The organism is Streptomyces sp. NPDC058045 (genome assembly GCF_042885635.1).
In the GTDB taxonomy this organism is placed as follows: Bacteria; Actinomycetota; Actinomycetes; order Streptomycetales; family Streptomycetaceae; genus Streptomyces.
Genome location: NZ_JBHVRR010000036.1, coordinates 1 through 24,375, shown reverse-complemented (window position 1 = coordinate 24,375; position 24,375 = coordinate 1). Strand labels below are relative to the sequence as shown.

The 24,375-nt window shown below is 73.2% G+C and carries 7 protein-coding genes; 2 read left to right on the top strand and 5 right to left on the bottom strand.

Going from position 1 to position 24,375, the window contains the following annotated elements; all coding sequences use genetic code 11:
• Nucleotides 1-27: 27 nt before the first annotated feature.
• Both ACFVST_RS21070 and ACFVST_RS21065 read left to right on the top strand, forming a co-directional pair.
• On the top strand, nucleotides 28-657 hold the full coding sequence (locus tag ACFVST_RS21070) for a hypothetical protein (protein ID WP_390154069.1): 630 nt from the start codon (nucleotides 28-30) through the stop codon (nucleotides 655-657).
• Between the two features lie 143 nt (nucleotides 658-800).
• Nucleotides 801-1,382, top strand: coding sequence for a hypothetical protein (locus tag ACFVST_RS21065; protein WP_390154066.1), 582 nt, complete (start codon nucleotides 801-803; stop codon nucleotides 1,380-1,382).
• Here the strand turns inward: ACFVST_RS21065 and ACFVST_RS21060 are convergent.
• The 5 genes from ACFVST_RS21060 to ACFVST_RS21040 all read right to left on the bottom strand — a co-directional run.
• The gene (locus tag ACFVST_RS21060) at nucleotides 1,379-2,848 is read right to left on the bottom strand and encodes a DHA2 family efflux MFS transporter permease subunit (RefSeq protein ID WP_390154064.1); all 1,470 of its coding nucleotides are present in this window, start codon (nucleotides 2,846-2,848) and stop codon (nucleotides 1,379-1,381) included. The two genes, ACFVST_RS21065 and ACFVST_RS21060, sit on opposite strands and share 4 nt — an antisense overlap.
• Nucleotides 2,845-13,932 carry an SDR family NAD(P)-dependent oxidoreductase gene (locus ACFVST_RS21055; protein WP_390154154.1) on the bottom strand — a complete coding sequence of 3,696 codons (11,088 nt, stop codon included), beginning with the start codon at nucleotides 13,930-13,932 and terminating at the stop codon, nucleotides 2,845-2,847. Before ACFVST_RS21055 ends, ACFVST_RS21060 begins: the two co-directional genes overlap by 4 nt.
• A 22-nt stretch (nucleotides 13,933-13,954) precedes the next feature.
• Nucleotides 13,955-18,607, bottom strand: coding sequence for an SDR family NAD(P)-dependent oxidoreductase (locus ACFVST_RS21050; protein WP_390154061.1), 4,653 nt, complete (start codon nucleotides 18,605-18,607; stop codon nucleotides 13,955-13,957).
• A 65-nt stretch (nucleotides 18,608-18,672) separates the two neighbouring features.
• Nucleotides 18,673-23,484 (bottom strand): type I polyketide synthase, encoded by a 4,812-nt coding sequence (locus tag ACFVST_RS21045; RefSeq protein ID WP_390154151.1) that lies wholly within the window; start codon nucleotides 23,482-23,484, stop codon nucleotides 18,673-18,675.
• Between the two features lie 36 nt (nucleotides 23,485-23,520).
• Nucleotides 23,521-24,375, bottom strand: an 855-nt coding sequence (locus tag ACFVST_RS21040; RefSeq protein ID WP_390154059.1) for a beta-ketoacyl reductase, incomplete at its 5' end; no start/stop codon positions are given.

The window sequence follows — 24,375 nt, the reverse complement described above, 5'->3', positions numbered from 1 at the left end:
GTCCCCTGTTCAAGGAGATAGATCCACGTGAACATCCGGTTCGCCTCGACCGCGGTCGCCGCCGCGGCCGGCGCCGTCCTCCTGACCGTCGCCCCCGCCGCCACCGCCGCGGCCCCCACCGGTTCCGCGGCCACCGCCCCGGCGGCCCGCGCCGCCGCCCCGCTCCAGGCCGAGTTCCCGGTGACGGTCAAGGGCGCGGAGATGACCTACCAGGGCCGCACCTACACCTTCGACCTGACCGGCAAGGCCTCGATCACCGTGGACGCGCCCACCCCGGGCAAGCTGACGACCCAGGCCACCGGCACCCTCAGCGTCACCGCCGAGAACACGGAGCTGGGCAAGATCGTGATGCAGAGCACCGCGATCGGCACCGCGTCCTTCAACAGCGCCCTGAAGCCCTTCCCGGCCAAGCTGGACCTGTCCGCCAACGGTGCCCTGAGCATCGAGAACGCGGGCACCACCGCCGAGGGTACGCAGGCCTCGGAGCCGATGGTCCTCCAGACCCAGACGCCGGCCCACCTCATGGGCAACCTCAACCAGTTCCCGCCGAGCGGTGACGTCCTGGCACTGCAGAACCCGGTCGACCTGGCCGCCGGGGACAGCAGCGACACCGTCGCCAGCGTGACGAAGTTCCCCCTCACCGTCGGCACCATGTGAGCCGATCCGGCTGACGCCAAGGTGCGGGAGCGGCCACGGGGTTGAACCCCGGGGCCGCTCCCGTGCGTCGTGGTCCCGTTCCAAGTCGTGGCCGGCGCCTGGTGGTTGGGGCCGTTGTCAGTGCCGGTGCTTAGCATTCGGGCATGGGTGATTACTTTCAGACGTTCGTGGACCTCGACGCCGGACCCGAGGACGCGCAGCAGTACGCGGACCGCGCGGTCCGGTGGCTGGTGGCCAAGGGCATCGTGCTCGCCGAGCGCACGGACTGCGTCATCGGGCCGCCCCTCGGACACCCGCCCGGCCCGAAGTGGGCCGAGGCGGTGGACTGCCACAGCTCCCAAGAGGCTCCGTACGACGGCCTCGCCGTGTGTGTAGGGCGCGAGATCTTCGACAGCGGGCAGGGCGATCCGGAGGCGGTGACCTGTCCGCGGTGTGCGGCCAGCACCAGTCTGGTCGACGACGACTGGGAGCTCGACCTCGGGCTGTGGCGGCCGTTCAGACAGGCCATGGACACCTGGGAGAGCACCGGGACGGGCGAGGCCCCCTGCCCGGCCTGCGCCCACCCCGTCCCGATCACCGAATTCACCTATGAGGGCTGCGAGTTCGCCTACGGATGCCTCGGCCTCACGTTCTGGAACTGGCCCGAGTTCACCGGCGAGTTCGAAGAGGACCTGTCCGAGGCCCTCGACGGCCACCGCGTCGAATGCATCGAGGGCAAGCTCTAGGCCGCCTCCGATCGGTTCGCCGCCGGATTGGCCGGGGGCGCCGGGGACGGCTGGTTTCGGCGTAGGGCGAGGGTCAGGAGGAGGGCGGTCGCGGTGGCGAGGGCGGCGGCGGCTAGGGACCACCGGAAGGTGACGGTGAACGCCGACATCCGTTCCGTGGCCGTGCCGTCCGCCTCGTCCAGGCCGTTCTGGAGGATGGCGACCAGGACGGCGGTGGCGAGTGAACCGCCCAGCCGCTGGCCCATGGTGAGCTGCGGGGAGGCGTCGCTGATCTGGTGCGGTCGCAGTACGCGGAAGGCCGAGGTCATCGCGGGCATCACGGAGAGTCCGGCGCCGAAACCGGACACCAGCATGGCCGCGGCGACCACCGCGTAGGGCGTGCCCGCGGAGATCAGGACGAAGGGCACCGCGGCGGCCAGGCTCAGGGCCGCGCCGAGGAGCACGGTGAGTCCGGCGCCGAGGCGTTCGACGGCGCGTGCGGAGAGCCAGGTGGCCGCGGCGGCGCCGATGCTGGACGGCACCAGCAGGACACCGGTGGCGACGGGGTCGTCCCCGCGCACGCTGAGGAAGTAGAGCGGCATCAGGACCATTCCCGCGTACATGCCCATCGACAGGAAGACCGTGGTGAGGGTGGCGGCGCGGAACACGGGGTTGCGGTAGAGGCGGATGTCGAAGAGGGGGTGGGGGGTGCGGAGGGTTCGCAGGACGAAGAGGAGGAGCAGGAGTGCTCCGGCGGCGAGGGCGGAGAGGGGGACGGCGGAGGTGTCCGTGCCGGCTTCGCCGAGGCCGTAGGTGAGGGCGACCATGCTGAGGGAGATCGCCGCCAGGCCGAGGACGTCCAGGGGGGCGGACGCCTGGGGCGGGTCCAGGGTGAGGAGCCGTAGTGCGCAGAGCACGGCGAGCGCGCCGACGGGGAGGTTGATGAGGAAGATCCACCGCCAGTCGGCGAAGTGCAGCAGCAGGCCGCCCGCGAAGGGCCCGAAGACGGGTGCGAGCACGATGGGCACGCCGACGACGGCCATCACCCGTTGCAGGTTGGCCGGTCCGGCGGCTCGGGCGAGGATGATCTGTCCGACGGGCATGATGAGTCCGCCGCCGAGTCCCTGGAGGGCCCGGAACGCGATCAGTTGACCCTCGTCCTGCGCCACCGCGCACAGTACGGAGGCCAGGGTGAAGAGGACGACGGCGGCGACGTAGGCGCGCTGGGCGCCGAAGCGGCGGGCCGCCCAGCCGGAGACGGGGATGACGGCGGCCACCGCGAGCAGGTAGGCGGTGGTGACCCACTGGATGGTGTCCAGTGAGGTCCTGAAGTCCGCGGCGAGGGCCTTCAGGGCGACGTTGACGATGGTGGTGTCCAGGAACGACATGGTCGCCCCGAGGATGACGACGGTCGCCGCCTTCCGCACCGCCGGTTCCAGCCGCGGGCGGCGGCCGGTAGCGGCGCTGGTCTGCCGCTGGTCCGTCATGAGTGGTTCCCCTCGTGCTGTGTGCGCAGCCAGTCGTCGACGGCGGTGGCCGCGGTGCCCGCTTCCGCCTCCAGCATGGTGAAGTGGTCGCCCTTCACCTCGGCCGCGGTGTGCGGGTGCGGCCACACCGGATGGTGGTCGCCGGTGAGCGGCTGTGCGGCCTGTACCAGCAGGGTGGGTGCGGTGAGCGGGCCGGGCTGCCAGTGGTGGAAGAGGCCGAAGTAGTGGCCCATCGCGGTGAGTCGGGTGTCGGTGGCCCAGCCGAAGGTCTCCTCGCGGGCGAACATGGCGCCGGTCATCTCCTCGCGGAAGGCGGGGTCGGCGGCGTCCTGCGGCAGGAAGGTGTCGAGGAGGACGAGGGCCGCCACGGGTGTGCCGCGTCCTTCGAGGTGGGCGGCGAGCCCGTGGGCCAGCCAGCCGCCGGAGGAGTATCCGGCGAGGGCGACGGGGCCGCCTTCGCTGCGTTGCTGGACCGAGTCCGCCAACTGCCGTAGCAGGGACGGGAGTTCGGCGGGCAGCGCCTCTCCTTCGGTATAGCCGGGCAGGGGCAGTACGGACAGGGCGCGCCGGTCCCGTAGGGCGGCGCCGAATCGGGCGTACTGGTGCGGGCTGGAGAGGGCGGTGAGGGAGGGGAGGGCGAGGAGGGGCGGGGTGGCGGGGCCGTCCGCGAGGCGGATCGGGGACGGGGGTGTGGGGGTGCCGTGGGGTGGGGGCCAGGTGGTGGTGGGGCGCAGTCGGGCGGCGGCCACCAGGAGGTCGGTGGCTTCGGCGACCTTGCCGTCCGCGCAGGCCCGCCGGTAGAGCGCGGCGATCGGTCCGCCGTGCTGCGGTGGGGCGGGGGGTTGTCCGGGGGTGTCGAGGAGGGTGGCCAGGTGGGTGGCGAGGCGTGCCGGGGTGGGGTGGTCGAAGATCGTGGTGGCGGTGAGGGTGAGTCCGGTGGCGGTGGCCAGGCGGTTGCGGAGCCGTAGCGAGGCCAGTGAGTCGAAGCCGAGGCTGAGGAACTCCCGCTCCGGGTCGACCTGTTCGGGCGAGCTGTGCCCGAGGACGGCCGCGGTCTGGGCGCGTACGACGGCCAGCGGGTCGGAGAGGTCCGCGGCCGGAGTGGTGGGCTGCTGCTGCGGGGTGGGGGCGGTGACGAGGTCGCGCAGCAGGTGCGGCAGGCCCTCCTCGGCGGCACGTTGCCGTAGTGCGGCGGTGTCCAGGCGCACGGGTATGCGCAGCGGGTCGGGTTGGGCGCGGGCGGCGTCGAAGAGGGCGAGGCCCTCCTCGGTGCTCAGCGGCAGCACACCGCTGCGGCCGTCCTCGGTCAACGTGTCGGCCATACCGCCGCGTTCGGCCCACAGCCCCCAGGCGAGGGAGAGTCCGGGCAGCCCCTGGGTGCGGCGCAGTGCGGCGAGCGCGTCCAAGTAGGTGTTGGCGGCGGCGTAGTTGGCCTGTCCGGGGGCGCCGAGGAGTCCGGAGGACGAGGAGAAGAGGACGAAGGCGGTGAGGTCGTGTCCGGTGGTCAACTCATGGAGATTCCAGGCCCCTTCGGCCTTGGGGGCGAGGACGGTGTCCAGCCGGTCCGGGGTGAGCGAGTCCACCACCCCGTCGTCGAGGACGCCCGCGGTGTGCACGATGCCGCGCAGCGGTGTGCCGGCGGGGATGTCCGCGAGGAGTGCGGCGAGTGCGGTGCGGTCGGACACATCGCAGGCGGCGAGGTGTACGGATACGGCGCCCGCGGCGGTGAGTTCGGAGCGGATCCGGTCCGCGGTCGTGCCGGTGGCGCCGCTTCGGCTGAGGAGCAGCAGATGGCGGACACCGTGCGCGGTGACCAGGTGCCGGGCCACCGCCCGGCCGAGGACGCCGGTGCCGCCGGTGATCAGTACGGTCCCCTCGGGGCCGAACTCGCCGCCGGGCAGGGGGGTTTCGGGGTCGGTGGGGGGTGCGGTGCGGGTCAGTCGGGGCAGGTGCACCGTGCCGGCGCGGACGGCGGCCTGGGGTTCGTCCAGGGCTTCGACGGCGGTGGTGTCCGCGGGGGAGGTGTCGGTGTCGAGGAGCCGGAAGAGTCCCGGGTGCTCCGACTGCGCGGAGCGCACCAGCCCCCAGACGGCGGCGGCCACCGGGTCGACCGCGGTCCCGTCCCCGGCCCCGGTGACCCGCACGGCGTCGCGGGTGACGAAGACGACGGGGGTGGGGGACGGTGCCCGCAGGGTCTCCTGCACGGTGTGCAGCGCGGTGTGCAGGGTGGGGCGCAGTCCGGCGGCGGTGTCGACCTCCACGGTCCGCGCGGTGGGTGCGGTGGGTGCGGTGCCGGGGGCGGTGCGCGGTGCGGGCGCCGGTTTCCAGCGGACCTGGAGGAGGGCGTCCTGTGCGAGGCCGTGGCCGGGTGCGAGGGGGCGCAGCAGCAGCGACTCGGCGGTGGCGGTGAGCCGTCCCGCCCCGTCCCACAGGGTCAGGGCGACCGCGTCCCGGCCCGCCGGGGAGAGGCGTGCCCGCAGCGCTCCGGCGCCGGGCCGGTGCAGCCGTACCCCGGTCCAGGCGAACGGCAGCCGCACCCCCGTCCCGTCGAGGAGGCCGCCGAGGCCGGCCGCGTGGAGTACGGCGTCGAGGAGCGCCGGGTGCAGGGCGAACCGGTCGGGTGCCACCGCCTGGGTGCCGGTCCGCACCTCCGCGAAGACCTCCGTGCCGCGGCGCCAGGCGGCGTGCAGTCCGCGGAACTCGGGGCCGTACTCCAGGCCGGTGCCGGCCAGCGCCTCGTAGAAACCGTCGAGGGGGACGGCTTCGGCGCCCTGCGGTGGCCATACGGGTTCCGCGGCGGAAGGCTCGGGTGGGTCGGCGGGGGTGAGGGTGCCGGAGGCGGCGGGGGTGAGGGTGCCGGAGGCGGCGGGGGTGAGGGTGCCGGAGGCGGCGGGGGTGAGGGTGCCGGAGGCGTGGCGGGTCCAGGGTTCGCCGGGGCGGCGGGCGTGGACGGTGAGGCGCCGGTGGCCCCGGGGGTCGGCCGGGTCGGCGGTCACCTGGAGGTGGACCGTGCCCTGGGCGGGGATCTCCAGGGGCGCCTCCAGGGTGAGTTCGGCGACCTGCGCCGCGCCCGCGCGCTGTGCGGCCTGGAGTGCCACTTCGGCGAAGGCGGTGCCGGGGAGCAGTACGGTGCCCCACACCGCGTGGTCCGCGAGCCAGGGGTGGCCGCGCCGGGAGAGGCGTCCGCCGAGCACCAGTGAGTCGTTGCCGGCGAGGGTGACGAGTGAGCCGAGCAGCGGATGGTCCAGCGCTTCCACTCCGGCGGCCGCCAAGTCCCCTGCGGGCGCGCCGGGTTGGAGCCAGTAGTGCTCGCGTTGGAAGGCGTAGGTGGGCAGGGCGACCCGGTCGGCCCCGGCGAACACGGCCTGCCAGTCGGCCGCCACGCCCTGGGTGAACGCCTCCCCCAGTGCGGCCAGGAACCGCCGGGTGCCGCCCTCCCCGCGCCGCAGGGTGCCCAGGCCGTGGTGGTCGGCGCCGGGCAGGTCGATACCGGGGATGAGGACGGGATGCGGGCTGACCTCGATCAGCACCGGCCGCCCCCGCTCGGCGAGCAGCCGCGTCACCTCGTCGAAGCGCACCGTCTCCCGCAGGTTCCGGTACCAGTACCCGGCGTCGAGTTCACCGCCGTCCAGCCACTCCCCCGTGACCGACGACAGGAACGGCACCTGGGCCCGGCCGGGCCGCAGCGGGGCCAGCACCTCCGCCAACTCGCCCTCCAGTTCGGCCACTTGGGGCGAGTGGGAGGCGTAGTCCACCAGCACCCGGCGGGCCCCCTCGACCTGTGAAAGTACCTCGTCGAGGAGCGGGCCGTCACCGGAGACGACCACCGAGCGGGGTCCGTTCACCGCGGCCACCGACAGCCCGTCCGGCAGTACCGCCCGCGCGTCCGCCAGGGAGAGCGGCAGTACGGCCATTCCGCCGCCGCGGCCCGCGAGGGACCGCAGGGCCGCGCTCCGCAGCGCCACCACCCTCGCCCCCTCGTCCAGGCTGAGCGCGCCCGACACACAGGCCGCCGCGATCTCCCCCTGCGAGTGCCCGACCACCGCGGCCGGCACCACCCCGCAGGACCGCCACAGACGCGCCAGCGACACCATCACCGCCCACAGCGCCGGCTGCACCACATCCACCCGGTCCAGCGGCGGCGCACCCGGCGCACCGCGCAGCACCTCCGGCAGCGACCAGTCGGTGTACGGCGCCAGCGCCTCGGCGCACTGGGCCATCCGAGCCGCGAACTCCGGGGAATCCGCCATGAGTTCCAGGGCCATGCCCTCCCACTGGGCGCCCTGCCCGGGGAACACGAAGACGGGGAGGGCCGGTTGGCGGGCCCGGCCCTGGACCAGATGGTCGACCGGCTCCCGATCGGCCAACCCGTCGAGCCCGCCGAGGAGTTCGGCACGGTCCCCGCCCACGACCGCCGCCCGGTACTCCAGGGCGCTGCGGGTGGTGGCGAGCGACCGGCCGACATCCGCCGGGGCCAGGTCGGGCCGGCCGCGGACATGGGCGGCGAGTGCGCGTGCCTGGCCGGACAGTGCGGCGGGGGACGCGGCGGACAGCAGCCAGGGCACCGCGGCGCCCCGGAGCACCGGTTCCGCGGTGGGGGCGGCCGGGGCGGGCGCGGGGGGTGCTTCCTCCAGCACCACATGGGCGTTGGTGCCGCTGATGCCGAAGGAGGAGACGGCGGCGCGCCGGGGGCGGCCGGTCTCGGGCCACTCCCGCCGCTCGGTCAGCAGCCGGACCGCGCCGGACTCCCAGTCCACATGCGGGCTGGGTTCGTCCACATGCAGGGTGGGCGGCAGCACCCCCGCCCGCAGGGCCATCACCGTCTTGATGATGCCGCCGACTCCGGCGGCGGCCTGGGTGTGCCCGATGTTCGACTTCAACGAGCCGAGCCACAGCGGGAGTTCGGGGTCCCGCCGCTGCCCGTAGGTCGCCAGCAGGGCCTGCGCCTCGATGGGGTCGCCGAGCGTGGTGCCCGTACCGTGTGCCTCCACCGCGTCCACCTCGCCGACGGTCAGGCCGGAGTTGGCGAGGGCCTGGCGGATGACGCGCTGCTGGGCGGGGCCGTTCGGTGCGGTCAGGCCGTTGGAGGCACCGTCCTGGTTGGTGGCGGAGCCCCGGACCACGGCGAGCACTTCATGGCCGTTGCGCCGGGCGTCGGAGAGCCGTTCCAGCAGCAGCAGGCCCACGCCCTCGCCCCAGCCGGTGCCGTCCGCCGAGGCAGCGAAGGACTTGCAGCGGCCGTCGCCGGCCAGTCCGCGCTGGAGGGAGAACTCCACAAAGGTCGTCGGTGTCGCCATCACGGTGGCACCGCCCGCCAGAGCGAGGGAGCACTCGTTCTGGCGCAGCGACTGCGCCGCCAGATGCAGGGCGATCAGCGACGACGAACAGGCCGTGTCGACGGTCAGCGCGGGCCCTTCCAGCCCGAGGGCGTAGGAGATCCGACCGGACAGGACACTGCCCGCGTTGCCGGTGCTCAGATAGCCGTCGACCCCCTCCGGGACCTCGCCGAGCCCGCCCGCGTAGTCGTGGTACATCACCCCCGCGAAGACTCCGGTACTGCTGCCGCGCGCGGACACCGGGTCGATGCCGGCGCGTTCGAAGACCTCCCAGGCGGTTTCCAGCAGCAGCCGCTGCTGCGGGTCCATCGCCAGCGCCTCGTGCGGGGAGATCCCGAAGAATCCGGCGTCGAACTCCGGTGCCTCGTAAAGGAATCCACCCTCGTGGACGTAGGAGCTGCCCTCCTTGCCGGTGCCGGTGCCGAGGAGTGCGTCGAGGTCCCAGCCGCGGTCGGTGGGGAAGGGTGCGATGGCGTCCCCGCCGGTGGCGACCAGGTCCCACAGGTCCTCCGGGGAGCGGACTCCGCCCGGATAGCGGCAGGCCATACCGATGACCACGACCGGGTCGTCCTCGGCCGCCGCACGGACCACCACCGCCCCCGACCCGACGGCGGCCGGACCGGCACCGTCCACCAGCCGCTCCCGCAGATGGTCCCCGAGCGCCGCCGGTGTGGGGTGGTCGAACACCAGGGTGGCCGGCAACCGGAGGCCGGTCACGGAGCCGAGACGGTTGCGCAGCTCCACCGCGGTCAGCGAGTCGAAGCCCAAGTCGCTGAAGGCACGCCCGAGTTCGACACCGGACGTCCCGGAGTGACCCAGCACCGCGGCCACCTGGGTGCGGACCGCCTCCATCACACTCTCGCCGGTCCAGTCGGCGCGCGGCTGCCCGGTGCCGCGGTTCACGGCCGGGCGGCGTACGGCGGACCGGACCAGGCCGCGCAGCAGGGGCGGTACGGGGGCGGTGGACGGCCGCAGGTCCAGCTTGGCCGGGACGAGCAGCGGGGCGTCCTGGCCGAGCGCCAGATCGAAGAGGGCGAGCCCCTCGGCCGCGGAGAGTGCCGCCACCCCCGACCCGGTGATCCGCTCCCGGTCGCCGCCCGCGAGCCGCCCGCCCATGCCGCCGCCCTCGGCCCACAGCCCCCACGCCAGCGAGGTGGCGGGCAGACCGTGCGCCGCCCGGTGCTGCGCCAGCGCGTCCAGGAAGACGTTGCCGGCCGCGTAACTGCCCTGCCCAGGCGCGCCGAAGACACCGGCGGCGGAGGAGAAGAGGACGAAGGCGGTGAGGTCCCGGTGGGCGGTGAGCTCATGCAGATGCCAGGCCGCGTCCAGCTTGGGGCGCAGCACGGTGTCCAGGCGGGCCGGGGTGAGGGAGCCCAGCACACCGTCGTCCAGGACACCCGCCGCATGGACCACGGCGGTCAGCGGATGCTCGGCGGAGACGCCGTCGAGGAGTGCGGCCAGCGCGTCACGGTCGCTCACATCGCAGGCCGCGAGCCGCACCTCAGCACCCAACTCGCCCAGCTCGGCGGCGAGTTCACGGGCACCCTCGGCGGAGGCACCGCGTCTGCCGGCGAGCAGCAGGTGCCGTACACCGTGCGTCCGCACCAGGTGGCGGGCGAGGAGTGCGCCGAGGCCGCCGGTGCCTCCGGTGACCAGGACCGTTCCGGCCGGGGCGAAGGGGGTGGCCGGGGCGGACCCGGCGGCGGCACGGGTGAGGCGCGGCGCGAGCATCTTCCCCGCACGCAGGGCGAGTTGGGGTTCATCCAAGGCGAGCGCGGCGTGCAGAGCGCTGTCCTCGGGTGGCTCCTGGCCGTCCGCTCCGGGGTGGTTGCCGGGGTCGTCGGTGTCGACCAGGCGCAGCGCACCCGGGTTCTCCGCCTGCGCGGACCGCAGCAGCCCCCACACGGGCGCGGCGGCCGGGTCGCGCAGCTCCTCCCCGAGGACGGCGGCCACCGCGCCCCGGGTGACGCACACCAGCTCCGAGCCGGCGTAACGCTCGTCGGCGAGCCAGACCCTGGCCAGGTCGAGGACACGGTGGACGAGGGCACGGGCAGCGGCGGGGAGCCCCGGGGCCGTAGCGGTGGCGGTGTCCGCGGAGGTGGTGCAGGAGATTAGGACCCGTGCGGGTATCTCGTCCAGGGCGGCCAGTTCCTCGGCCGAACTCACCCATGTACCAGGCGTGTTGACCGGGAGCGGGGTGCCGGTGACGTCCTGCCAGGTGAGGTGGAAGAGGGAGTCGGGACGCCGGGCCACCGTCTCCAGGACCGGTCGCAGCGCGAGCCCTTCGACGGTGACGACGGGCGCACCACTGAGGTCCGCCGCCTCCAGGGCCACGGTGTCCTGGCCCGCCGGGGAGATCCGCACTCGCAGCGCGGCGGCACCCGTCGCGTGCAGGGTCGTACCCGCCCAGGAGAAGGGCAGGCTGGGGCGGTTGCCGGTGACGAACTCGCCCAGACCGACCGCGTGCAGCGCCGCGTCGAACAGCGCCGGGTGCAGCCCGAACCGGGTCGCCGTACCGGCCTCCTCGGGCAACTCGACCTCCGCGTACACCTCTTGGCCCCCGCGCCAGACGGCCCGCAGCCCCTGGAAGGCGGGACCGTAGGCGAATCCGGCTTCCGCCAGATGTGCGTACAGGCCCGCCACGGGGACCGGCTCCGCACCGGGGGGCGGCCACTCGGGGGCGGTGGGCGCGGGAGTGGTGTCGGCGGTACGCAGGGTGCCGGTGGCGTGCCGGGTCCATGGTTCGCCGTCGTGCCGGGCGTGGAAGGCGAGGGGGCGGCTGCCGTCGTCCTCCGGTGCTCCCAGGCGGACTTGGAGGTGCGCGGCACCGTCCTCGGGCAGTACCAGCGGTGCCTCGATGGTCAGTTCGTCCAGCCGCCCGAGGCCCACCTCGTCACCGGCCCGAACGGCCAGCTCCACCAAGGCGGTTGCCGGAACAAGCACGGTACCGTCGACGGCGTGGTCGGCCAGCCACGGGTGGGTGGACACCGACAGCCGGCCGGTGAGCAGCACCTGCTCGTCCTCCGCCAGCGTCACGGCCGCCCCCAGCAGCGGATGCGCGGGGTCGCTCAGCCCCGCCGCCGTCACATCACCCTGACGCCCCGGCTCGGGCCAATACCGCTCCCGCGCGAAGGGATACGTCGGCAACGGCACCCGCCGCCCCGGCAGGGCCTCACCCCATCCGGTACCAAGACCGCAGGTGAACAGCTCCCCCATCGCCGCGTACGCCGACCGCACCTCATCACCGTCCGGGCGTTGCAGGGCGACGAAGGCGTGGGAGTCGGGGGCGGAGTCCTCCAGGGATTCCTGCGCGAGGGCGGTGAGGACGGCGTCCGGGCCCAACTCCACGTAACGGGTGACCCCTTGGGCCTGCAAGGTCCGGACGCCCTCGTGGAACAGGACGCTCTGGCGGGCATGACGCATCCAGTAATCGGGAGTGGTCACCTCCCGGCCCACCACCTCACCCGTCACATTCGACACGAGCGGGATCCGCGGCTCACGCAACTCCAAACCCGCGACCACCTCGCCGAAACGCTCCAACATCGGCTCCATCAAACGGGAATGGAACCCGTACCCGGCCGGGAGGCGACGTGCACGACCACCGCCGCCCCGGACCAACTCCACCGCCTCATCCACCACCTCCACATCCCCCGACACCACACACGACCGGGGACCATTCACCGCCCCCACCTCAAGACGGCCACCGAACCGGGCGCACAACTCCTCTACCTCGGCCAACGGCAAGGCCAGAGCGGCCATCCCGCCCCCCGAGGCCAACTCCCCCATCAGACGGCCGCGTTCACCCACGAGCCGAGCCGCATCCTCCAGGTCGAGAACCCCCGCCACATACGCCGCCGCCACCTCACCCACCGAATGCCCCAACACCACATCCGGCCGAACCCCCCACGACCCCGCCAGCCCAGCCAACCCCACCTCCAACGCAAACAACCCCGCCTGCGCCCACCCCGTAGACCCCGGCACACCCTCATCACCCAACACCCCCCACACCTCATCGAACACCCTCGCAAACACCGGAAAAGCCTCATGCAACTCCCGCCCCATCCCCACCCGTTCCCCACCCTGGCCAGAGAACAGGAAGGCCGTGCGGCCCTCCATCGGGGTGCGGAAGGCGGGCTCGGAGAGGTTGTCGAGGGCGGTGAGCAGGTCCTCGCGGGTGGTGCCGGTGAGGGCGGTGCGGGTGGGGAAGTGGGGGGCCAGGGCCAGGGAGTGGGCGAGGTCGGTCGCGGTGTGGTGGGGGTGCTGTGTGGTGTGGGTGCGCAGGTCGGCGGCGCGGGCGCGGAGGGCTGCCGGTGTCTTCGCGGAGAGCAGCCAGGTGGTGGCCGGCGGCTGGGGGCTCTCGGTGTGCGGCCGGGCTGGTTCGGGGGCCTGTTCCAGGATGACGTGGGCGTTGGTGCCGCTGACGCCGAAGGCGGAGACTCCTGCGCGGCGGGGTGTGTCGGAGTCGGGCCAGGTGCGGGCCTCGGTGAGCAGGCGCAGGGTGCCGGCCGACCAGTCGACGTGCGGGGTGGGTGGGTCGGCGTGCAGGGTGCGGGGGAGGGTGCCGTGCCGCAGGGCGAGGACCATTTTGAGGAGGCCGGCGACTCCGGCGGCGGCCTGGGTGTGCCCGAGGTTGGACTTCACCGAGCCGAGCCACAGGGGGTGCCCGGCGGAGCGGCCGGTGCCGTAGGTGGCGAGGAGGGCCTGGGCCTCGATGGGGTCGCCGAGCGTGGTGCCGGTGCCGTGGGCCTCGACCGCGTCGACCTGGTCGGGGGTGAGGCGGGCCTGGGCGAGGGCCTGCCGGATGACGCGCTGCTGGGCGGGGCCGTTGGGTGCGGTGAGGCCGTTGGACGCCCCGTCCTGGTTCACCGCCGAACCACGCACCACGGCAAGCACCTCATGCCCGAGGCGCACGGCCTCCGACAACCGTTCCAGTACCAGGATCCCGGCGCCCTCGCCCCACCCCGTACCATCCGCGTCCGCGGCGAAGGCCTTGCAGCGGCCGTCGGCGGCGAGTCCGCGTTGGCGGGAGAAGTCCACGAAGACCCGGGGGGTCGCCATCACGGTGACTCCGCCGGCGAGGGCGAGGGTGCACTCGGAGCGGCGCAGGGCTTCGGCGGCCAGGTGCAGGGAGACCAGGGAGGACGAGCAGGCCGTGTCGACGGTCAGCGCCGGCCCTTCCAGACCCAGTACATAGGAGATGCGGCCGGACAGGACGCTCGCGGCGTTACCGGTGCCGAGGTAGCCCTCCAGTCCGTCGTCCGGGGTGCCGGAGCCGAAGAGGGCTCCGTAGTCCTGGCCGTTGGTGCCCATGAAGACACCGGTACGGCTGTCGCGGAGGGCGGCCGGGTCGAGTCCGGCGCGTTCCAGGGCCTCCCAGGCGACCTGGAGCACGATCCGCTGCTGCGGGTCCATCGCCTTCGCCTCGCGTGGGCTGATGCCGAAGAACGCGGGGTCGAACTCGGCTGCCCCGTCGAGGAATCCGCCCTCCCGCACATAGCTGGTTCCGGCGCGGTCGGGGTCGCTGTCGTAGAGGGTGGCCAGGTCCCAGCCGCGGTCGGTGGGGAAGGGGGTGAGGGCGTCGGTGCCGTCGGCGAGGAGCTGCCACAACTGCTCCGGTGTGCGCACTCCGCCGGGGAAGCGGCAGCCCATGCCGATGACGGCGATGGGTTCGTGCTCCCGGCTCTCGGCCTCCTTCAGCCGCCTGCTCGTCTCGTCCAGGTCGCTGGTGACCCGCTTGAGGTAGGACAGCAGCTTCTGTTCGTTGCTCATCTCAGTGGGTCCCGTACTTCTGGTCGATGTAGGCGAACAGGTCGTCCGCCGTGTCGAGGTCCGAACTGCCGTTGTCCTGCTCCTCGTTCGGGACCTCGGCGGGGGTGTCGCGCAGTGCGGTGAGGAGTGCCGTCAGACGGTCCGCGGCCTCGGCCCGGGTGGCCGTGTCGAGGTGGGGCAGTGCGCTCTCCAGCCGGGCGAGGCCGTCCAGCGCCCTGCCCGCGGCGGTGCCACCCAGTTCGGCGGTGAGGAAGGCGGCGAGCGCGTCGGGGCTGGGGTGGTCGAAGACGACCCCGGTGGGCAGGCTCAGACCGGTGTCCGCGCCGAGGGCGTTGCGCAGGTCCACGGCCATCAGCGAGTCGAACCCGAGGTCGCGGAAGGGCTTTTGGGCCGCGACGCGGTCGGTGCCGCTGTGGCCGAGTACCTCGGCGGCCCGGTCGAGGACCAACCGCCGCAGGGTGCCGAGTTGCTCCTGCTCGGTCATCGCGCCGAGCCGCTCACGCAGCCGCCCGGCACCCTCCTCGTGCGGCTGCGCACGCCGGGTGGCGGCCTCCGCCAGCCGCGACAGCAGGGGGCTCGGCCGTACGGCGGTGAGCCCGGCGGCGAACCGCTCCCAGTCGATGTCGGCGACCACCAGGGAGGTGTCACCGTGGTCGAGGGCCTGCTGAAGGGCGTCGAGTGCGCGGGCGGGGGCCATGGCGCGGATGCCGTGCCGGTCGAGTCGCGCGCTGACACCGTCCTCGGCGGTGGCCATTCCGCCGCCGCCCCAGGCACCCCAGGCGATCGCGGTCGCGGGCAGCCCGTCGGCACGCCGCTGCTCCGCGAAGGCGTCCAAGTAGGCGTTGGCCGCGGCGTAGTTGCCCTGCCCGGTGCCGCCCACGACCCCGGCGAAGGCGGAGTACATCACAAAGGCGTCGAGGTCGTGCCCCAGGGTCAGTTCGTGCAGGTGGCGTACGGCTTCCGCCTTGGGCCGCAGGACGGTGGTGAGGCGGTCCGGGGTCAGCGAGTCCAGCACACCGTCGTCCAGGACGCCCGCGGTGTGCACCACCGCGGTGAGGGGGAACTCGGCCGGGATACCGTCCAGGAGCTGGGCGAGGTCGTCCCGGTCGGCCACATCGCAGGCGGCCACGGTGACGCGGACATCGCGGGCCGAGAGTTCCGCGGCGAGTTCCCTGGCGCCCGGTGCGTCGAGACCGCGGCGGCCGGTGAGCAGCAGATGGGCGGCGCCACGGTCGGCCAGACGCCGGGCGAGCCGGGCGCCGAGAGCACCGGTGCCACCCGTGACCAGCACCGTCCCGGAGGGCCGCCACTCGGCGGTCGCCGCGGTGGGCCGTTCCGCCCGCACCAGTCTGCGGGCGTACAACCCGCCTTCCCGCAGGGCCAGTTGATCCTCCCCGGCTCCGGCCGGATCGGCGGCGAGTACGCGGCAGAGCGCCTCGATCGTGTCCGCCGACGGCTCGTCCGGTACGTCGACCAGGCCGCCCCAGCGCTCGGGGGTCTCCAGGGCCGCGGCCCGGCCCAGGCCCCAGAGCTGCGCCTGCGCGGGCTCGGTGAGCCGGTCGCCGGGGCCGGTGGTGACGGCGCCCGAGGTGAGACACCACAGCGGCGCGTGTACGGCGGCGTCACCGAGCGCCTGATGCAGCAGAAGCAGCGGGGCGAGCCCGGACTCGCCGGGGGCCGGGGGCAGGCTCAGCACCCCGGACGGCGCGTCCCGCCCGGCGAGCACCGCACGAATCCGCTCGGCGGTCGCCGCACGGTCGTCCGCCACCTCCAAGGTCAGCACCTCGGCCCCCAGCCCGGCCAGCCGATCAGCGACCGCCTGCCGGACAGACCCCGAGCCGACCAGCAGCCACGCCCCGGACACCCCTCCGGCGGGCCGCCGCGCGACCTGTTCCCAGACGACGCGGTACTGGAGGTGTGCGGAGGCGTCCCGCGCGGCGGCGGTGTCCACGGCTCGCGCCGCCCAGTAGCGTTCCCGCTGGAAAGGATAGGTGGGCAGCACGACCCGCTCCCGCCCCCCACCACCACCCGAACTCCCGTACACCGCCTGCCAGTCGGGCACCAGCCCCGAGCAGAACAGCTCCCCCAGCGCTCCGTACGCCGACTCGACCACACCACGGCCGGGACGTTGCAGGACGACGAAGGAACGGGAACCGGAGTCCTCCAGGCACTCTTGCGCCAGGGCGGTGAGGACGGCATCCGGACCCAACTCCAGGTAACGGGTGACTCCTTGGGCCTGCAAGGTCCGTATGCCGTCGTGGAACAGGACGCTCTGGCGGGCATGACGCATCCAGTAGTCCGGGGTGGTCACCTCCCGGCCCACCAGCCCACCCGTCACATTCGACACGAGCGGGATTCGCGGCTCACGCAGATCCAACCCCGCCACCACCTCGCCGAATCGCTCCAGCATCGGCTCCATCAGGCGGGAGTGGAACCCGTACCCGACCGGGAGGCGACGCGCACGACCACCGCCGCCCCGGACCAACTCCACCGCCTCGTCCACCGCATCCGCGGCCCCCGACACCACACACGACCGGGGACCATTCACCGCCCCCACCTCAAGACGGCCACCGAACCGGGCGCACAACTCCTGGGTCTCAGACAGCGGCAGGGCCACGGCGGCCATCCCGCCCCCGGAAGCCAACTCCCCCATCAACCGGCCCCGTTCACCCACCAACCGAGCCGCATCCGGCAGGTCGAGAACCCCCGCCACATACGCCGCCGCCACCTCACCCACCGAATGCCCCAACACCACATCCGGCCGAACCCCCCACGACTCCACCAACCCAGCCAACCCCACCTCCAACGCAAACAACCCCGCCTGCGCCCACCCCGTAGACCCCGGCACACCCTCATCACCCAACACCCCCCACACCTCATCAACCACCCCCGCAAACACCGGAAACGCCCCACACAACTCCCGCCCCATCCCCACCCGTTCCCCACCCTGGCCAGAGAACAGGAAGGCCGTGCGGCCCTCCACCGGGGTTCCGCGGAGTGTGCCGGGGGTGGGGTCGCCGGTGGCCAGGGCGGTGAGGGCGGTGAGTAGGGCCTCGCGGGTGGTGCCGGTCACGGTGGCGCGGTGGTCGAGGGCGGCGCGGCCGGTGGCGAGGGAGTGGGCGATGTCGGCGGGGTGGAGCCGCGGGTGGTCGGTCATGAAGGCGTGCAGGGACGCGGCCTGGGCGCGCAGCGCGGTGGAGTCGCGGGCGGAGAGCACCAGGGGGACCAGAGGGAGGGGGCGGGGGGCGGTGGTGTCGTCGTGGGGCGGCCGGGGTTCGGGGTCCGGGGCCTGTTCCAGGATGACGTGGGCGTTGGTGCCGCTGATGCCGAAGGAGGAGACGCCTGCCCGGCGGGGTCGGCCGGTGGACGGCCAGTCGGTGTGCTGGAGGAGCAGGCGGACGTTTCCCGCCGACCAGTCGACCTGGGGGGTCGGTGCGTCGATGTGCAGGGTGCGGGGGAGCTGGCGGTGGCGTAGGGCGAGCACGGTCTTGATGACTCCGGCGACGCCTGCCGCGGCCTGGGTGTGCCCGAGGTTGGACTTCACCGAGCCCAGTAGCAGGGGGAGTTGGCGGTCCCGGCCGTAGGTGGCGAGGAGGGCCTGGGCCTCGATGGGGTCGCCGAGGGCGGTGCCGGTGCCGTGGGCCTCGACCGCGTCGACCTGGTCGGCGGTGAGACGGGCGTCGTCCAGTGCCTGCTCGATGACCCGTTGCTGGGCGGGGCCGTTGGGTGCGGTGAGGCCGTTGGACGCCCCGTCCTGGTTCACCGCCGAACCACGCACCACGGCAAGCACCTCATGCCCCAGCCGCAACGCGTCCGACAACCGCTCCAGCACCAGCACTCCGGCGCCCTCGCCCCACCCCGTACCGTCCGCGCCCGCCGCGAAGGCCTTGCAGCGGCCGTCGGCGGCCAGTCCACCCTGGCGGCTGAACTCGGTGAACAGGGTGGGCATCGACATGACGGTGGCACCGCCGGTGAGGGCGAGGGTGCACTCGCCGCGGCGCAGCGCCTGGCACGCCTGGTGCAGGGCGACCAGCGAGGAGGAGCAAGCGGTGTCCACGGTCACCGCGGGGCCTTCGAAGCCGTACACATAGGAGAGCCGGCCGGAGAGGACGCTGGCCGCGTTGCCGGTCATGATGTGTCCGGCGAGGTCGTGCCCTGAGTTGATGGCGACGGGCGCGTAGTCCTGGCCGTTGGTGCCGATGAACACGCCGGTCCTGCTGCCGCGCAGGCCGGTGGGGTCGATCCCGGCACGTTCGAAGGCCTCCCAGGAGGTCTCCAGCAGCAGCCGCTGCTGGGGGTCCATGGCGAGGGCTTCGCGGGGCGGGATACCGAAGAACCCGGCGTCGAAGTCCCCGGCGCGGGGCAGGAATCCGGCTTCCCGGGCGGGTGCGCCGTACGGTGTGTCCGGGTCGAGGAGGGTGTCGAGGTCCCAGCCGCGGTCGGTGGGGAAGCCGGTCATGGCGTCGGTGCCCGAGGCGAGGAGGTCCCACAGTGCCTCCGGGGTGTCGGCTCCACCCGGGAAGCGGCAGCCCATGGCGATGACGGCGAGCGGTTCGCCGGCGCGTGCCTCGGCCTCCCGCAGGCGTTCCCGGGTCTGCTCCAACTCGGCGGAGACACGCTTGAGGAAGTGGCGGAATTTGGCTTCGTTGGACACGGGCGGGTTCTCCGTAGGGGTCGGACCGGAGGCGGGGCGGGGGGTGGGTGGGGTGGGCGCGGGGCTCATGTGATGCCGAACTTCTCGCCGATGAGGCCGAACAACTCCTCGTCGTCGTCCGTGTCGAAGTCCTCCTCGGCAGCGGTCCCGGGTGCCCCGGTTGTCCCGGAGGTCCCGGTATCCGCGTCGGAGCCGTCGCGCCATTGGTCCACCAGGGCCCGAAGGCGCCGCATGATCCTGGTGTGTTCGGTACCGGTGCCGAGTGCGCGCAGTTCGCCCTCCAGCCGTTGGAGCGCTTCCCCGGCGGTGTCACCCGCCTCCGTACCGGTGCCGAGTACGGCGGCCAGGTGTGCGGCCAGTGCGGCGGGGGTGGGGTGGTCGAAGACGAGGGTGGCGGGCAGGGGGATGCCGGTGGCGGCACTGAGGCGGTTGCGGAGTTCGACGGCGGTCAGGGAGTCGAATCCGGCGTCCCGGAAGGCCCGCGTGCCGGACACCGAGGTGGGCGTGTGGTGGCCGAGGACGGTGGCGGCGTGGGCGCGTACGAGGTCGAGGAGGGTGCTCTCGCGGTCGGCGGCGGTCAGATCCCGGAGGCGGTTCCGCAGCGGGGGACCGCTGGGCTGCTCCGTCTCGCGGGCCGCCAACACGGCCTGTATCTCGGGGAGTTGGCTGAGGAGCGGGCTGGGGCGGCCGGTGAGGAAGGAGTCGGCGAAGCGCTCCCAGTCGACCCGTGCGACGACCAGATGGGACTCGTCGCGGTCCAGGGCCTCCCCCATGGCGGTGAGGGCGAGCGCGGGGTCCATGGAGCGCATCCCGCCGCGCCGGAGACGTTCGGTGACGACCTCGGTCCCGGTGGCCAGACCGCCGCCGCCCCAGGCTCCCCAGGCGAGGGAGAGTCCGGGCAGCCCCTCCGCACGACGCCGCTCCACCACCGCGTCCGCATGAGCATTCGCCGCCGCATACGCACCCTGACCCGCACCACCCACCGAACCAGCAAACGACGAAAACACCACAAACGCCGAAAGCCCCCACCCCCGCGTCAACTCATCCAACAACTCAGCCCCCACCGCCTTAACCCCCAACACCCCACCCAACCGCTCCCCCGACAACCCCTCCACCACACCGTCATCCACCACACCCGCCACATGAAACACCGCCGACACTCGATACACGGACAACAACCCCTCCATGTCATCCCGGCTACTGACATCACACGCCACCACCGAGACCCGCGCCCCCAACTCCTCTATCTCCTTTACGAGTTCAGCCGCACCCGGCGCCTCCGCACCACGACGACCCGCCAACACCACATGCTCAGCACCCCGACCCACCAACCACCGCGCAACCCCCGCCCCCAACGCACCCAAACCACCCGTCACCAACATCGACCCCGACACCCGCCACCCCTCAACTCCAGTACGCGACCCCGACGCACGCACCAAACGCCTGCCGAACAACTCACCCCCACGCACGGCCACTTGATCCTCATCCGACACCCCCGACAACACACCGGCCAACAACTCCCCCGACCTCTCATCCACCACCTCCGGCACATCCACCAACCCACCCCAACCCAATGGGCGCTCCAACGCCACCACCCGGCCCAACCCCCACACCTGCGCCAACTCCCCCACCGGCACCACACCATCCCCACCCACCGAAACCCCACCCCGCGTCACACACCACACCCCAACCGACACACCCACCAACTCACCCAAAACCCCCAACAACCCCTCGGCAGACCCCGGACACACCACCACACCCGCCAACAAACCACCACCAACAGCATCTGCCAACCCGGCCGCGTCAGCAGACGAAACACACACCACCTCAGCACCCGCAGCCGCCAGCGCACGCCCGATATCACCAACCTCCACCCCCTCACCCAACACTAGCAGCCAACGACCCGACAGGCGGGCGGCGTTGGGGTCGGGGGCCGGGAGGGGAGTCCAGGTGATGCGGTAGTTCCAGGAGGCGAGTTCGGCACGGTCGCGGCGGGTGCCGCGCCAGTGGGCGAGGGTGGGAAGTACCTCTTCGAGGGCGGTGCGCGCGGGCTCCGGGGCGCCGATCGTGTCGGCGAGGGCGGGCAGGTCGGCCCGGTCGACGGCGTCCCAGAAGGCACGCTCGGCCGGGTCCGCCGCGGGGTTACCGGCGCTGTGGGGCCGCGGCCAGTAGCGGGTGTGCTGGAAGGGGTAGGTCGGCAGGGGCGTGGTGCGGGTGGCGGGGTAGAGCGTGGTCCAGTCGGGGTCGACGCCACGGACGTGGGCCTCGGCGAGGGAGAGCAGGAAGCGGTGGAGGCCGCCGTCGTCGCGGCGGAGGGTGCCCACGCCGTCCCCGGGGAGTGACTGGAGCAGTACGGGGTGCGGGCTGATCTCGATGAACTCGTGTCCGCCGCGCTCGGCGAGGAGTCGGGTGACCTCGTCGAGACGGACCGGTTGCCGGAGGTTGCGGTACCAGTATCCGCCGTCCAGTTCCTCACCGTTCAGCCACTCCGCTGTCACCGTCGACAGGAAGGGCACCCGTGCCGGGCCGGGTGTGACGGGTGCCAGGGCTGTCGCCAACTCGGCCTGGAGTTCCTCCACTTGGGCGGAGTGGGAGGCGTAGTCGACATCGACGCGCCGGGCCCGGATGTCCTGGGTTTCGGCGTGGGCGAGCAGTTCGTCCAGTGCATCGGCGTCGCCGGAGAGCACGGTGGCGGCGGGTCCGTTGAGTGCGGCCACCGAGATCCGGCCCTGCCACCGGTCGGCGAGCCCTTCGGCGGTCTCCCGGTCCGCGGCAACCGAGACCATACCGCCGCGTCCGGCGAGCCGTACCAGGGTGCGGCTGCGCAGTGCGACCACCCGTGCCCCGTCCGCGAGTTCCAGCGCGCCGGCGACGCAGGCCGCGGCGATCTCGCCCTGGGAGTGCCCCACCACCGCGGCGGGCCGCACCCCGTACGACTCCCACAGGGCGGCGAGGGAGACCATCACCGCCCACAGCACCGGCTGTACGACGTCGACGCGGTCGAGTCCCGGGGCGTCTTCCGCGCCGCGCACCACGTCGAGCGGGGACCACTCCACATACGGGTCCAGGGCGGCGGCGCACTCCTCGAAGCGTTCGGCGAAGACCGGCGCGGAGTCGAGCAACTGCCTTGCCATGCCGTCCCATTGGGTGCCCTGGCCCGGGAAGACGAACACCGGTGTGCGGGGGGCGGGGGCGGTGTGCTCGGCCACCTCGGGTGCCGGGCAGCCTTCGGCGAGGGCGGTGAGGGCGGTGTGGAACGCGGTGTGCCCGTCGGCGACCACGGCCGCGCGGTGGGCGAACCGGGTGCGGGTGGTGGCCAGGGACAGTCCCACCTCGGCGAGTCCGAGCCCGGGACGGTCCGCGAGGAAGGCGGCGAGGTCGCGGGCTCGGGCCCGCAGCGCGGCCTCGGACTTGGCGGACAACGGCCACAGGCAAGGTCCGTCCCCGGCGGCCGACAGGGGCTGCGGGGCGGGGGCCGAGGGGGCGGGAGCCTCCTCCAGCAGGACGTGCGCGTTGGTGCCGCTCATACCGAACGAGGAGACACCTGCCCGCCGCGGTGTCCCGGTGGGCGGCCAGGGCTGTGGCTCGGTGAGCAGCCGTACCGTGCCGGAGGACCAGTCGACCTGCGGGGTGGGGGCGTCGATGTGCAGGGTGCGGGGCAGCAGGCCGGCACGGAGCGCGAGGACCATCTTGAGCACTCCGGCGATCCCGGCGGCGGCCTGGGTGTGGCCGATGTTGGACTTCAACGAGCCCAGCCAGAGCGGGTGTTGGGGGTCCCGCTGCCCGTAGGTGGCCAGCAGTGCCTGGGCCTCGATGGGGTCGCCGAGGACGGTGCCGGTGCCATGTGCCTCTACGGCGTCGACCTCGTGCGGTGTCAGCCGGGCCTGGGCCAGGGCCTGACCGAGGACGCGCTGCTGGGAGGGGCCGTTGGGTGCGGTCAGGCCGTTGGAAGCACCGTCCTGGTTGACGGCCGAGCCGCGCAGCACGGCCAGGATCTCGTGCCCGTTGCGGCGCGCGTCGGAGAGCCGTTCCAGCAGCAGGACACCGACGCCCTCCCCCCAGCCGGTGCCGTCCGCCGCCGCCGCGAACGCCTTGCACCGGCCGTCCGCCGCCAGGCCGCGCTGCCGGGAGAACTCGGTGAAGACGGTGGGGCTCGTCATCACGGTGACACCGCCCACCAGGGCCAGCCCGCACTCCTTCTGCCGCAGCGCCTGAGCGGCCAGATGCAGGGCGACCAGCGACGACGAGCAGGCCGTGTCGACGGTCAGCGCCGGCCCTTCCAGACCCAGTACGTAGGAAAGGCGGCCGGACAGCACACTGGTGGCGTTGCCGGTGGCGAGGTAGCCGTCGGTTTCCTCGGGGCCGCCGACCAGAACGGTGCCGTAGTCGGCCCCGTTGGAGCCGACGAAGACACCGGTGGCGCTGCCGCGCAGACTCACCGGGTCGATCCCGGCGCTTTCGACGGTCTCCCAGCAGGTCTCCAGCAGCAGCCGCTGCTGCGGGTCCATCGCCAGGGCCTCACGGGGCGAGATCCCGAAGAACTCCGCGTCGAAGCCCGCGACTTCGTCGAGAAAGCCACCCTCGTCGACATAGCTGGTGCCCTTCCGCCCCGGGTCGGGGTCGAGCAGCTCCGCCAGGTCCCAGCCCCGGTCCGACGGGAAGGGTGACAGGGCGTCCCGGCCGGAGGTGAGCAGCGCCCAGAGGTCCTTGGGCGACCGCACACCGCCGGGAAAACGGCAGCCCATCCCGACGATCGCCAGGGGCTCACGGGGCGCCTGGGCGAGCCGGCGGTTCTGCTCACGCAGCCGTTCGGTCTCCTTCAGCGAGGTCCGCAGTGCTTGCAGCAGTTGGTCGTCAGAGGCAGCCATGTCGTCCAGTCCCATACTTCCGGCGCGTCCGGTACGTTCCGCGCGTCACGATTCGCTGTCGTCCAGCGCCAGTTGGATCAGGGCGTCCGCGTCCATCGCGTCGATGTCCGCGGACGGAGTCTCGTCGGGTGCGGGCAACTCCTCCTCGACGCCCGCGAGTTTGAGCAGTACGTCAAGGAGTCCCGCCTCCCTGAGCCGGGCCAGCGGCAAACTGGCGAGCGCCTGCCGCACCACCGCCTCCCGCGCGTCCAACTCCCCACCCTCCACCCCGAGTTCGCCCAGCAGATACGAGGCGAGAACCGCCGGTGTCGGATAGTCGAAAAGGAGACTCGACGGCAGCGCCAACCCGGTGGCCGCCCCCAGCCGGTTGCGTAGCTCGACCGCGGTCAGCGAGTCGAAACCGAGGTCGGTGAAGGCACTCTCGGCCTCGACGCCCCCGTCACGCCGGTGACCGAGCACCGCCGCGGCGTGGGAACCGACAAGGGCGAGCAGGGACCGATGCCGCTCCGCCGGGGGCAGCCCGGCGAGCCGTACCGCAAGGGGTTCGGCCACGGGTTCGGTCCGGTTCACCGCCGCCTCCGGGAGGGCGTCGAGCAGGGGGCTCGGCCGGGACGCGGTGAAGCCGGCCGCGAAACGCTCCCAGTCGATGTCGATGACGGTGGCGGTGGTCCAGTCCTCCGCGAGGGCCCGTTCCAGCACCGCGAAGGCGGTGTCCCGGCTGAGCAACGTCATCCCGGCGAGCCGAGCCCGCTCCACCACGGCCTCGTCCGTCGCCATACCGCCCTCGGCCCACGGCCCCCAGGCAAGGGAGAGTCCGGGCAGCCCCTCCGCACGACGCCGCTCCACCACCGCGTCCGCATGAGCATTCGCCGCCGCATACGCACCCTGACCCGCACCACC

Bases quoted from the DNA above. Each gene is read 5' to 3' on its own strand.
- ACFVST_RS21065 (WP_390154066.1), top strand. From the start codon at position 801: ATGGGTGATTACTTTCAGACGTTCGTGGACCTCGACGCCGGACCCGAG.
- ACFVST_RS21060 (WP_390154064.1), bottom strand. From the start codon at position 2,848: ATGACGGACCAGCGGCAGACCAGCGCCGCTACCGGCCGCCGCCCGCGG.